The organism is Halodesulfurarchaeum formicicum (genome assembly GCF_001886955.1).
Classification (GTDB): domain Archaea; phylum Halobacteriota; class Halobacteria; order Halobacteriales; family Halobacteriaceae; genus Halodesulfurarchaeum; species Halodesulfurarchaeum formicicum.
Map to the genome: position 1 here is coordinate 1,462,550 of NZ_CP016804.1, position 10,756 is coordinate 1,473,305.

The window sequence follows — 10,756 nt, forward strand, 5'->3', positions numbered from 1 at the left end:
CCTCGATTGATATACTTTCTCCCTTCGGCCATCCAGCGATTCGGGGAGTTATCCGTCCATCAGGCCTGCTCCCCGCCGAAATTACCAATCGAATCGAGACGGTCAGGCAATCGACCCGGATCGCCGCCATTCATGTAGGAGCCTGCCCAAGCGGAGGTAATGACACGGGGGTTTTACATCGGCCGTTTCCAGCCCTATCACCGCGGCCATCACCGCGTGATCGAGCAGATCGCGGCGGAGGTCGATGAACTGGTCGTCGGTATCGGGAGCGCAGATCAGAGCCACACCCTCGATAACCCCTTCACGGCCGGGGAGCGCATGGTGATGATCACGAAGTGTCTGGCCGACCTGGATCTGGTAACCTACGTGGTACCCATCGAGGACATCAACCGCAACTCGGTCTGGGTCAGTCACGTCCAGGCGATGAGCCCGACCTTCGACGTGGCCTACTCGAACAACCCACTGGTGATCCGGCTCTTCGAGGAGTCGAACATCGACGTCCACCAGTCCCCCATGTTCGAACGCGAGCAACTGGAGGGAACCACGATTCGTGACCGCATGCGTCAGGACGAGGACTGGCGTGAACTGCTCCCGGACCCGGTGGTGGCGACGATCGAGGAGATTAACGGCATCACCCGCATCCAGCACGTCGCGGACACGGACAAGAGCGGGCGGGCCGATCCGGAATGATCACCCTCGCCTCGGATTTCGGCTCGCCGTACCCGGCCGCGATGAAGGGCGTGATCCTCTCACGGACCGACACCCGCCTCGTGGATGTGGCTCACGACCTGCCGCGACAGGACCCCCGGGCGGGCGCGTTCTGGCTCCGTGAGGTGCTTCCGTACTTCCCGCCGGCCGTTCACCTGGTCGTGGTCGATCCGGGCGTGGGGACCGACCGCCGCGTGCTGATCGTCGAGGCCGGCGATCACCGCCTGGTCGGCCCTGACAACGGGATACTGGTGCCGGTCGCAGAGCGCCTGGCCGCGGACCCGACCTATTATGCTGGCTCGGCGACCGATCCGGAAAGCACGACCTTCCACGGGCGGGACGTGTTCGCCCCGCTGGCGGCCGAAATCCAGGATTTGGGGCTCGAATCGACCGTCGAGCGCGAGGGATTCGCGCCGATCGAGGACGTGACCCGGATCGAGTTCCCCACGGCCACGATCGAAGGGGCAGAAGCGATCGGTGAAGTGCTGGTCGTCGACGATTTTGGCAACACGATCACGAACATTCCGGGCTCGTTTCTCGATGAGTATGCACAGGACTCGATCCTCGTCGACGGCCGGCAGACCCCAGTCGCCAGAACCTACGCCGAGGTGCCCCCGACCGAGAGCGTGGCAACCGTCGGCAGTCATGGCAACGTGGAACTCGCGGTGAACCGAGGCCGGGGCGACCGGGTCTTCGGCCTCGAACCCGGCGATCCGGTCTATCTCGCTCCGGTGGAGAACGCCACTGACTAACAGAGTCACCGTCAGGCCGATATGGGGGGCCCACGGAGGGAGTGACATGCTCGAGTTGGAACACGGGTTCCAGGCCGTCGACGTGAACGCCCGCCTGGACCCGGGGCCGGGCCAGCCGATCCGGGGGAAGACCATCGACGCCGAAGGGCTCGAACGGGAACTCCACCAGGCGGGGATCGCCCAGGCGGTCGTCGCTCCCGGGCCGGTCGACGACGAACGTGGCTACCTCCGGGCGAACAACGCCATCGCCCGGCAGGCCGTCGAGCGCCCCTTCCTCGCCGTCGCTAGACTCGACGGACCGCGTGCGGGGACCGGCACTGTTACCGCGCGGCTCAAGAACACCGTCGCCAGCCCCGAAGACGAGCACACCACCGCGGAAGACGTCGAACAGTACGCCTACGATGATCGATTCTTCGGGTTCAAGCTCGATCCGGGGCGGGACGGACTCCCGACACCAGCGGTCCTGGATGCCCTGGAGGACGTGGGGCTGCCGGTCCTCGTCGAGGGCGGCACTGCGTTTCCGCCCGAGCGGGTCGACGAACACCTTCTCGGTCGCTCGATGCCGGTCGTGTTGGCCCACTTCGGAGGCTATCCGGCCGACAGGGGACTGATGACCGAGGCGATCGACCTGCTCGATCGACGGGACTCCCTCTATCTGGACACCAGCGCGGTCCGGTTCCGGGACCTGCTCGAACGAGCGATCATGGAGCACCCGGACCGGGTCCTGTTCGGGAGCCACAGCCCGACGGTCCACCCTGACGTCGCGGTGATGGAGGTGCTGACCCTCGACGTTCCGGAGAACAGTATGGCCCGAGTATTCACGAAGAACCCGGTCCGGGTGATCCCCGAACTGGAGCCGGCTTAGTCCTCCTCACAGCGTGTTACCGGCCGGCCGTATCTGGCCGAGACCCCGTGGGGGTTCCGGCGGAGGGTTCGATCGGCGTATCTGGCGGCCAGGCCGTCCTGGACCCCCCGGATCACGGCGGTCATCGCGTCCCGACCCTGGCCGAGCCAGGCCGAGGGTTTCTCCTCGCCACGAAGGGCGGCCCAGCCAGCCCTCAGCCCATCCCGCACAAGCCCCCCTGCGAGTCCTAATCCCGAATGCCAGTCGAGCCCGTAGTTCTTCGCGAGTCGATACCCCCGAGACCGGTACCGGCGCTTTGAATCCGCTTCGATGGGGTCGGCCTGTGCGGTCGGATCCGGATCGGTTCTGAGGACCGCGGCCCCGGACTTCCAGGTCAACGAGCGGTCCTGCGCGGCGAGCCGGTGGGCGAGGTCCCGGGCAGCGTCGACCCTGAGATACTCGTCGAAGCCGTCCAGGGCTTCGATGGCCGCCCGGTCGAAGACGACGTTTCCGCCGTCGAAAAAGCGAATCGTCCGATCGCCGAGTGTGGTTTCTTCGAGCGATTCGGTCGTCACATCAGCGCCGAGCTGTCGGTGGATCGGGCCGGTGACCGCGTCGGCCCCCGCTCCAAGTGCGGCTCGGACGGCCCGAAGCCAGCCCGCCTCGATCTGGGTGTCCTGACCGAGGAATGCCACCGCGTCGCCCGACGCGGCCCGAATACCGGCGTTCCGGGCCACGTTCAGATTCCGGTCGGAGAGTTCGAGGAACGTATCGACGGTCTCGTGCCCACAGAGGTAGCCGGACGTACCGTCGGCCGAGGGGCCGTTGACGACGATAACCTCCGCGTCGGGGGCGTGATCGGCGATGGCCGAAAGCGTGGCCGGAAGCTCGGACCGGCCGTTGAGCGTCGGGACCACCACCGAGAGTCGCATGCCCGTGACAAAGCACAGACACGCGTAAAACCTCTCGGATTCGGATCAGGAGTGCCGTGCAGTCCAGTAGGAGACGGTCGCGAGGGATTCGCCCACCGAACCGTCGGTGGCTGCGGTGTCGAGATCCCGGAGGCCGTCGGCCATCCAGTCGGGGATCTTCCGGTAAAGCCCGTATGGGAGGACGAAGTCATCAGTCACGGCCTCGAGTTCGAGGTCGGCCCCCGCGATGAGCTCTGTTACCTCCGAGTCCTCGTAGAGCCGCGAGCCCATCGGAAGCGCCCAGTTGTAGACACTCCGGGCGCTGCGGGCGTTGAACGTGTCGAAGAAGACCAGGTCCTTCGAAACGCGGGCCATCTCTGTGAGAAACGCCTGTGGCGTGTCCGCGAGGTGGAAAAATCGCATCGCGAAGACGGCATCGAAGTGATTGTCGGGGAAAGGGAGCCGGGCGGCGTCGCCACGCATGAAATCCAGGCGATCGGTCACGCCCGCCCGCTTGGCCTTCTCGCGGCCCTGGCTGAGCATTGCCTGGGAGATGTCCAGGCCGACGATGTCGGCGTCTCGCTCCGCGAGCATGACGGTGAACCGACCGGTCCCGCAGGCGATTTCGAGGATTCGCCGGTCCTGCAGGGGCGAAAGGGCCTCGAGTACCGCCTCTTTCTCCCGCCGATCGATGAGGCGGCCGCCACGCGAGAAGCGCTTGTCCTCGTAGGCCTCCGCGACCGCGTCGGCCTGGTAGAACTCCTGTCCCTTCACGTCATCAGTAACACGCCGGCCCGTAGTTAAAACCGTACTGGAAACGACCGATACAGCCCCACGCCGGGGCCCCTGATCGGTCGACACAGCCCCTAATATAATATAAGGAATATAGTCACAAGTATAGACAACCTTTACCTTGCACCATCAGTGTGGGTAACACATGAGTACGTCGGCCACCAGCCAATCCCCGATCCAGGCGAACGACGAGTTCCGGGAGCGGCTCCGTGAGCTCCCGCCGAGCGCGAAGTTGGTCGCAAAAGTTCTGGAAACCGAAGAGCCCCTCTCACAGGGCCAACTCGCCGAAGAGTCCCTGCTCCCGGACCGGACAGTCCGGTACGCGCTCAACCGGTTGAGCGAGGCAGAACTCGTGGATTCGCGGTACAGCTTCCGGGACGCCCGAAAGCAGGTCTACTACCTGGACGTCTGATCGGGCCCGTTTTCGGAGTGGTTTTTCCCCGCGAGCCCGTGGTGACCCCATGGAGCGTCTGGAAGCCGCCCTGGAGTTCGTCCGGCAACTCGACCCGGAGCCGATCGCCCGGCACCTCCAGGAGATCGGATTCGAGTGCACGCGCTGTGGGCGCTGCTGTTCGGCCGCCGATGGGGAGCCCCACACTGCGACCGTGTTTCCCGACGAGGTGCGGGCTATCCAGACCGAGACCGGAGACGAGTGGGCGGAGATCGCGCGCCCCATGCCGTTCGGGATCGAGGACGGCACCGGTGAGACCTTCGAGTGGGCACTGCAGACGGCCCCGAACGGCGACTGTACGTTTCTGACGAGCGAGGACGACCGAACCAGGTGTTCGATCTACGGCAGCCGACCCCTGCTCTGTCAAACCTACCCGTTCAGCCTGTCCCTGCCCGGAACCGGCGTCTCCGAGGACGCGGCCGTCGAAAGCGCCGGGCGAGTCCGGGCCTCGGCCTGTCCCGGACTCGGGGCTGAGCTGGATGCCGAACGCGCCCGTTCGATGGCCGAGCGACTCAAAACGCGGGCGGTCAGGGAACTCGAGGAGACCATCGCGCTCCGGGAGCAGTACCAGCCGGTTCCGGATCCCGAGGGCGTGATCGTCCACGACTCGGAGGGGGCAAAGTATCCGGACGGAACGGCCTTCGAGGGCACCCGTCGGTGACAACTACTAATAGCGGCCCGTGTGGAGAGGTAGCTGGAATCCATGGAAATCTCTGATGAACTCCTCTGTCTGTTCAACGGGGAAGTCACCACGACCGAGGACGGCTACGTCGTGGAGATCCCCGAGCGGGAAGTCGAGAACGGCACGATCGACCCCGAATCGGTCTACCGCGTCGCGATCATCGCCCGTGGGGGCAAACCCAGTGAGGGCGGCGAGTCCGCGGAGACGACTGTCCCGTCGGAACCCCAGCCGCCGGTCGAAGAGGGCGAGATCCGGTACGTCGAGATCGAGGACATCGGCAAGCAGGGCGACGGGATCGCTCGCGTCGAGCGAGGCTATGTCATCATCGTGCCCGGTGCGGAAATGGGCGAGCGCGTGAAAATCGAGATCACCGAAGTGAAGTCGAACTTCGCGGTGGGGGACGTCATCGAGGAGGACTTCGAGTAGCCCCGACGTACGGTTCGAGTTTCTCCCATCCCGGTACCGCTTCGAGTGACTCGTAGGGACGGCCAACGAAAATGTCCCCAGCCGTGGCCGATCCGATTCCCGGAATCGCAGTGAGTGTGTCCATCCCCGCCTCGTCGATCGACAGGGGATAGGGAACGGCAGTCACTGACCGGGGCCCGTGATCGACCACGGCGACGTCGAGGAACTCCCCCAGCGGATGCTCGCCGGGAATCCCGACGAGGAGCGGATACGTCCCGGCCTGTCGGCCGAAGGTGTACTCACCTTCCTGGTACTCGGTGCGCACGTCCGGGAGCACGGTCCCCGGCGGGGCGACCCGTTCGAGCATCGGCACGTCGACCTCCTTGCGAACGGCGGCCCGGTACTCCTTGAACTGCTTCTTGTGGGCGTCTGCGAGGTCCGCACCGGTCGATTCCATCTCCGTGCCCTCGAAGGCCATCACCTGGCGAATGTTGATCCGACGGACCATAAGCCCCGATTCGAGGAGGCGGTCCAGAAACGCCCGGTTGTGCTCGAAGGTCGCCTCGCGCTCACCAGCGAGGCCGTGGACGAAGTTGATCCCCGGCAACAGGGTCGGCAACCGGGTCGGCACGTCGGGATCGATCGAGGGGGCGACCGACTCGTCCTCGCCCGGTCGCCAGCCGCCGACCTCGTTCACCAGTTTCACGGCCTCGAAGGCCTCGTCCGGCGTCACCAGGAGATCGTTCGCTTCCTGCACCACCGGATCGGCGCTCTCCACCCCGAACGCGGCCGTATCCCCCGGCGTGTTGTAGGTCGCGATGACCGCCAACGCCGCCCGGGCGGCTTCGGGATAGTTCACGATGGTGACGGGGTTCATGTTGTCCATGTGGAGGGTTTCCAGGTCAGGGGCGGCCGCACGAATCCCCGCGTACAGGGCTTCCAGCGCGTCCGGATTCGGCCGCTCGCCGTCACCGCCGTAGGCCAGAATGTCGGCCTGTCGACCCAGACGGAAGTGTCTGACCCCCTGGTCGGCGAGCGCGGCGACCTCCGCGTGGATCGCTTCGGGATCGCGAAACGAGGGGTCGCCGTACATGGGTTCGGTGCAGAACGAACAGCGGAAGGCACACCCACGGGCCGTCTCGATCTCGGCGATGAGTCCCGCCGGGTGGTCCGGATGCTGGTCGACGACGAACGCGCCCAGTTCGGCCCACCGGTCCGCCTCACCGAGATCGCGATAGCGGTCGGAAAACCCCTCCAGACCGCTCTTTACGAGATCGTAGACCGCGGCCTCCACGTCGGCCATCGCGAGGAAGTCGAAGTCGAGATCGGTCCGGGTCGTCTCGGTGCCGCCCTCGTTTTGCTCGCCGACGCCGAATCGGACCGGGCCGCCGGCGATCGCGGTGCCAGTCGCCGTCCAGGCGAGTTTTCTTGCCTCGTCGGGTTCCGCCGGGGTTCCCCCGACGTAGCTTCCCGGCACCGTCATGCCGCCGAGGTAGATCAGGAGATCCGCCGCTTCGACGTCCCGCCAGCCGGTGTTGTCCTCGCGCAGGCCGTCGATCGTGTGGTAGGTGATCGACTCGGCCGGCACGCCGGCGTCCCGGAGGGCCCCGGCAGTGTACCGGGGATAGGTGGCGACGTAGGGGGGCACCCCGAAGTGGGCCGGTTCGTCGACGTACCCGTCGACGATGGTCACCGACAGGTCGCGGGGAGCAGTCATCGAGTCGGTTTGCCGCTCAACCGGCAAAAGCACACCGGGCCCACCGGGCTTATGCCCGCGGCCGACCAAAGACGGCTATGCCCCCGACAAAGGAGATCAAGTGCACGAATCCCGACTGTGAACTGGACATGTTCGAGGTCCACTACACCTACGACATGCCCGATGACACCACCGTCGAGGATTTCGCCTGTCCGTACTGCGGGGAGACGGACATGCTGGAGGAACTCACCGTATGAAGCCCGACCCACGAGCCCTGCGTGAAGTGGGGCGTGCGATTCCCGAGACCGTCCTCGAACGGATGGGCCGAGCCACGAGTCGGGTCCAGGAGGAGTCCCCGCTTCCAGCCGACATTCTGGAGAGTGACACGGCCTATCGCGTGATCCTCGACGCCCCCGGTGCGACGGCCAGTGACGTCCAGGTCCAGGTGACCGACGGCACAATCGAGGTCCGTATCGATCGCTTCCGCCCCTTCAACGAGGGTTTCGAGATGCTGTTCCCGGGACGGGGGCTGGAACTCGACGGCCAGGTCCCGCTTCCCGAGGGCGCCATCGACGCCGACGGGACCACAGCCACGCTGACCGACCACGGAACGCTGGTCATCACGGTGCCGAAGGCCCCGACTCCCGCCGCGGAAGACACAGACGAGCCGAACGAGACGGCGGCGTAACGCAATCAGTCTCCGATCAGTTCTCCGAGCGGTTGGGCCGGCGGTTCCGGTTCGGTCCAGTCCGTACTCAGCGACAGCAACTGGGTGAGTATCCTGGCGGTTGCGCCCCAGATCGTGTACCCGTCGACCCGGAAGTGATGGACCGGCACGGTTCCGTACTCGGGATGCTCGCGAGGCTCGAAACGGTGATTCTCCGCCCGGTACAGCGCCGACACCGGGAGGGACGCGATTGCCGCGACCTCCCCATCGACGGGTTCATAGATCCGCTGTGGCACCCGGGCGACGAAGGGCGAGATGGTGTAGCCGGTCGTCGTGGCTACGTCGTCCAGTCGGCCCGTGTACTCGATCTCCGTGGGCTTTAGGCCGATCTCCTCGCCAGCCTCCCGCACTGCCGTCTCCCAGCGATCCCCGTCGATCGGCTCGGCGCCCCCGCCCGGAAATCCCATCTCACCGGGATGCTCCGCGAGGTCCGCGGCCCGCCTGATGAAGAGCAACTCCGGCCCGCCCGAACCCTCTATTACGGGGACCAGCACGGCTGCTGCCCGCTGTGGATTCGAGACGAGGGTCGGATCGCGGTCGGCGATGGGCCCGAGATCCATACGCCCAGTTCGGATGCAGGAACTTAGCTTTCCCCCTCCGCCAGATCGAGCAACCGATCCCGAACGTCCGCCAGTTCGATCCCGGCCCAGGCTTCCGCGTCGTAGGTCACGTCGACGAGTTCGTTTGCGCGCGCCGGTGTTTCGGCCGCCGCGACGGCCTCGTCCAGTCGCGCCCGGATGCCCGACTCCAGCGCTGCCGCCGGGACCGTGCGGGTTGGCTCCGCCAGCACGTGTGGCAGGTCCGAGGCCGCCTCGGGAACCTCGGGGAAGGCCCGGGGACCCGGGACGATCAGCGTCTTCTCATCGTGCTCGACGGTCAACAGTTCGAAGTCCGCTTTCGCCTCGTCGATCCACTCCTCGACGGTCTCCGCATCGAGTTCCACACCGGCCCGGAAAGCCGTCTCCTCGATCCCCGAGCGGAGCGCGGCCGGGGGCAGGGCCCCGAACTGGTCGACGATCCCGGCGAGTTCGTCGCCTGACAGCTCCATACCGGCCCCTCGTTCGGGGCCGCTATCACGTTGTCCCTTCCGGGAGCCGGTCGGTCACGTGCAGGCCGAGCAGGAGGACGACGACGACCACCAGCACGACCGAGAAGCTGCGATACACCTGGTCGAAACCATAGCCCGCCTCGATCAGCGTCCCGACCACGACGCTGGCGCTGGCCTGGATCACCATCATGGTGGCGCTGTAGGCCGCATAGGCGCTGGAGCGGTCCGCGTCGGGCAGCGAGGAGAGCAGGTAGGTATCGATGACTGGGAGGAGACTGTGCATTCCCAGCCCCAGCGCGATGGTCGCAACCGTGATCGCGAGGAGCCCCTGGACGGCAGTCATCACGAGCAGGGACCCGACGAACCACGTGATGATCCCGAGCATGAGCGAGACTTGCGGGAGCCGGTCGGCCAGTCGCCCGGCATAGAAAAAGGCCGGCACGCCCGCCGCGAAGATCAGAGTCAACATCGCCCCGGCCATCCCCGTGGAGAGGGACTTCGTGGTGACGAGATAGCGCACGAAGAAGTTGAAAAAGCCGTTCCAGACGAAGCCAGTCGCGCCGATGATCGCGACCGCGGTCAGGACGATCGGCCAGTGGTTTCGAACCGAGCGCAGGAGATGGCGATCCCCACGACCCACGTCGGGGAGTTCTGTCCGCCGAGCCGTGTAGACCAGCCAGCCCGTTCCCAGGAGGGCGGCGATCGCCATGCCGACGAAGAGCAATCGCCAGTTGTAGATCGCGATGGCCGCGGCCACGAGGAACGGCGCGACGACCGCGGCCACCTGGGAGGCAGTCCCGTGGATCCCGATGACCCGACCGACCCGATCGGGGAATAGCTCGCTCACCAGGGAGTTCGCCGCGATGAAGTAGATCCCACTCGAGGACCCCAGCAGGAAGGCCCCGAGCCCGATGTGCCAGATCGACTGGGCGAGCGCAGTGAAACTCGCGGCCCCGGCGAGCAGCAGGCCGGTTCCCAAAATCACTCGCTGGCGGGAGAACCGGGTCAGCAACCAGCCCGTCGGCAGGCGGGGGACCGCACTGCCCATCCAGGCGAGGGTGGCGACCATCCCGACGGTCGCCTCGCCGACGCCGAAGGTCCGGATGAACGGGTCGAGGAGGGGCGCGAACACGATCCGACCGAAATTCACCAGGAAAACGAGCACCAGAAGCGACGAGAAGACCTGCAGGCGGCGGCGCTCGACGTCGACGGTCTGCGGCGGCTGCACGATTTTGCTTCTCCGGGGCCCGTGTCAAGCCTTACGATCGCGCGCTGTCCCAGAGGATCGCCCGAATGCGGGCGTACGAGCGGAGCGAGAGTGGCCGTTGGCCAGCCAGTTGGGCACGGAGTGTCGTTCGATCGCCGAGCGCGTGAGCGTCTACCAGCGCCGTCAGATCGATCGGGACCCGCGCCATTTCGACTTGCAGGTCCTCCCGGATCCGCTCGCCGATCTCGGCTTCGGACAGCGAAGACTCGACGGCGAGAATCGCGGCCGCCGAATCGATCGTCAGCGATGGCGTCGACGATGCGTCCGTAGAAGCCTGCAGTGACGCCACCGGCTCCCGATCCAGCCCCGTCGCCGCAGCCACGGCGTCGACGCCCGCGGCTCGCACCACCGTAGCCAGGACCGCCCGATACTCGCGACGGAGCGTCTCGAAACTCTCCAGCGAGACAGTGATCGGGTCCGCACATCGCTCGGGAACCCGCAAAAATGCCGTCAGTGGCGGCTCGGTCATCGCC

Annotated in this window: 15 protein-coding genes; 8 read left to right on the forward strand and 7 right to left on the reverse strand. The window is 66.2% G+C overall.

All coding sequences use genetic code 11. From position 1 onward, the window contains the following. The first annotated feature begins 159 nt into the window (after nucleotides 1-159). Genes HSR6_RS07580 through HSR6_RS07590 form a run of 3 tightly spaced genes read left to right on the forward strand, consistent with a single transcriptional unit; the run spans nucleotide 160 to nucleotide 2,325 of the window. Nucleotides 160-690 (forward strand): nicotinamide-nucleotide adenylyltransferase, encoded by a 531-nt coding sequence (locus HSR6_RS07580; RefSeq protein ID WP_070365302.1) that lies wholly within the window; start codon nucleotides 160-162, stop codon nucleotides 688-690. After that, nucleotides 687-1,460 (forward strand): SAM hydrolase/SAM-dependent halogenase family protein, encoded by a 774-nt coding sequence (locus tag HSR6_RS07585; RefSeq protein ID WP_070365303.1) that lies wholly within the window; start codon nucleotides 687-689, stop codon nucleotides 1,458-1,460. Before HSR6_RS07580 ends, HSR6_RS07585 begins: the two co-directional genes overlap by 4 nt. Nucleotides 1,461-1,506: 46 nt before the next feature. Continuing rightward, nucleotides 1,507-2,325, forward strand: coding sequence for an amidohydrolase family protein (locus HSR6_RS07590; RefSeq protein WP_070365304.1), 819 nt, complete (start codon nucleotides 1,507-1,509; stop codon nucleotides 2,323-2,325). Here HSR6_RS07590 and HSR6_RS07595 read toward each other — a convergent pair. Both HSR6_RS07595 and HSR6_RS07600 read right to left on the reverse strand, forming a co-directional pair. Continuing rightward, complete coding sequence (locus HSR6_RS07595) at nucleotides 2,322-3,236, reverse strand: glycosyltransferase family 2 protein (RefSeq protein ID WP_070365305.1); 915 nt, start codon at nucleotides 3,234-3,236, stop codon at nucleotides 2,322-2,324. The genes HSR6_RS07590 and HSR6_RS07595 overlap by 4 nt on opposite strands. Before the next feature lie 45 nt (nucleotides 3,237-3,281). After that, entirely contained in the window at nucleotides 3,282-3,989 is a 708-nt protein-coding gene (locus HSR6_RS07600) for a class I SAM-dependent methyltransferase (RefSeq protein WP_071933264.1), read from the reverse strand. Between the two features lie 163 nt (nucleotides 3,990-4,152). On the opposite strand from HSR6_RS07600, the gene HSR6_RS07605 reads away from it, so the two are divergent. The 3 genes from HSR6_RS07605 to HSR6_RS07615 are packed head-to-tail and all read left to right on the forward strand — an operon-like array spanning nucleotide 4,153 to nucleotide 5,566. Continuing rightward, nucleotides 4,153-4,419, forward strand: a complete 267-nt coding sequence (locus HSR6_RS07605) for a MarR family transcriptional regulator (RefSeq protein ID WP_070365307.1) — start codon at nucleotides 4,153-4,155, stop codon at nucleotides 4,417-4,419. A gap of 49 nt (nucleotides 4,420-4,468) precedes the next feature. After that, entirely contained in the window at nucleotides 4,469-5,119 is a 651-nt protein-coding gene (locus HSR6_RS07610) for a YkgJ family cysteine cluster protein (RefSeq protein WP_071933265.1), read from the forward strand. Nucleotides 5,120-5,161: 42 nt separating this feature from the next. Then, on the forward strand, nucleotides 5,162-5,566 hold the full coding sequence (locus HSR6_RS07615) for a TRAM domain-containing protein (RefSeq protein ID WP_071933266.1): 405 nt from the start codon (nucleotides 5,162-5,164) through the stop codon (nucleotides 5,564-5,566). Here the strand turns inward: HSR6_RS07615 and HSR6_RS07620 are convergent. Continuing rightward, nucleotides 5,544-7,262, reverse strand: a complete 1,719-nt coding sequence (locus HSR6_RS07620; RefSeq protein ID WP_071933267.1) for a radical SAM protein — start codon at nucleotides 7,260-7,262, stop codon at nucleotides 5,544-5,546. The genes HSR6_RS07615 and HSR6_RS07620 overlap by 23 nt on opposite strands. Before the next feature lie 77 nt (nucleotides 7,263-7,339). On the opposite strand from HSR6_RS07620, the gene HSR6_RS11150 reads away from it, so the two are divergent. Beyond that, a complete protein-coding gene (locus HSR6_RS11150) occupies nucleotides 7,340-7,498 on the forward strand; it encodes a DUF7559 family protein (protein WP_198400405.1) in 159 nt (52 codons plus the stop codon). After that, entirely contained in the window at nucleotides 7,495-7,929 is a 435-nt protein-coding gene (locus tag HSR6_RS07625) for an Hsp20/alpha crystallin family protein (protein WP_198400406.1), read from the forward strand. Before HSR6_RS11150 ends, HSR6_RS07625 begins: the two co-directional genes overlap by 4 nt. Before the next feature lie 5 nt (nucleotides 7,930-7,934). On the opposite strand, the gene HSR6_RS07630 is transcribed toward HSR6_RS07625, so the two are convergent. From HSR6_RS07630 to HSR6_RS07645, 4 genes are read right to left on the reverse strand one after another with little or no spacing between them, the layout of a single operon-like run. Further along, complete coding sequence (locus tag HSR6_RS07630) at nucleotides 7,935-8,528, reverse strand: NUDIX hydrolase (RefSeq protein WP_070365311.1); 594 nt, start codon at nucleotides 8,526-8,528, stop codon at nucleotides 7,935-7,937. Between the two features lie 23 nt (nucleotides 8,529-8,551). Beyond that, nucleotides 8,552-9,016, reverse strand: coding sequence for a DUF7109 family protein (locus HSR6_RS07635; RefSeq protein WP_070365312.1), 465 nt, complete (start codon nucleotides 9,014-9,016; stop codon nucleotides 8,552-8,554). Nucleotides 9,017-9,041: 25 nt separating this feature from the next. Further along, the gene (locus HSR6_RS07640) at nucleotides 9,042-10,244 is read right to left on the reverse strand and encodes an MFS transporter (RefSeq protein ID WP_083426120.1); all 1,203 of its coding nucleotides are present in this window, start codon (nucleotides 10,242-10,244) and stop codon (nucleotides 9,042-9,044) included. 31 nt (nucleotides 10,245-10,275) lie between these two features. Then, a complete protein-coding gene (locus HSR6_RS07645) occupies nucleotides 10,276-10,752 on the reverse strand; it encodes a DUF5791 family protein (protein ID WP_070365313.1) in 477 nt (158 codons plus the stop codon). Nucleotides 10,753-10,756: the final 4 nt, after the last annotated feature.

Bases quoted from the DNA above. Each gene is read 5' to 3' on its own strand.
- HSR6_RS07585 (WP_070365303.1), top strand. From the start codon at position 687: ATGATCACCCTCGCCTCGGATTTCGGCTCGCCGTACCCGGCCGCGATG.
- HSR6_RS07595 (WP_070365305.1), bottom strand. From the start codon at position 3,236: ATGCGACTCTCGGTGGTGGTCCCGACGCTCAACGGCCGGTCCGAGCTT.
- HSR6_RS07610 (WP_071933265.1), top strand. From the start codon at position 4,469: ATGGAGCGTCTGGAAGCCGCCCTGGAGTTCGTCCGGCAACTCGACCCG.
- HSR6_RS07580 (WP_070365302.1), top strand. From the start codon at position 160: ATGACACGGGGGTTTTACATCGGCCGTTTCCAGCCCTATCACCGCGGC.
- HSR6_RS07625 (WP_198400406.1), top strand. From the start codon at position 7,495: ATGAAGCCCGACCCACGAGCCCTGCGTGAAGTGGGGCGTGCGATTCCC.
- HSR6_RS07630 (WP_070365311.1), bottom strand. From the start codon at position 8,528: ATGGATCTCGGGCCCATCGCCGACCGCGATCCGACCCTCGTCTCGAAT.
- HSR6_RS07635 (WP_070365312.1), bottom strand. From the start codon at position 9,016: ATGGAGCTGTCAGGCGACGAACTCGCCGGGATCGTCGACCAGTTCGGG.
- HSR6_RS07620 (WP_071933267.1), bottom strand. From the start codon at position 7,262: ATGACTGCTCCCCGCGACCTGTCGGTGACCATCGTCGACGGGTACGTC.
- HSR6_RS07615 (WP_071933266.1), top strand. From the start codon at position 5,162: ATGGAAATCTCTGATGAACTCCTCTGTCTGTTCAACGGGGAAGTCACC.
- HSR6_RS07590 (WP_070365304.1), top strand. From the start codon at position 1,507: ATGCTCGAGTTGGAACACGGGTTCCAGGCCGTCGACGTGAACGCCCGC.
- HSR6_RS11150 (WP_198400405.1), top strand. From the start codon at position 7,340: ATGCCCCCGACAAAGGAGATCAAGTGCACGAATCCCGACTGTGAACTG.
- HSR6_RS07645 (WP_070365313.1), bottom strand. From the start codon at position 10,752: ATGACCGAGCCGCCACTGACGGCATTTTTGCGGGTTCCCGAGCGATGT.
- HSR6_RS07605 (WP_070365307.1), top strand. From the start codon at position 4,153: ATGAGTACGTCGGCCACCAGCCAATCCCCGATCCAGGCGAACGACGAG.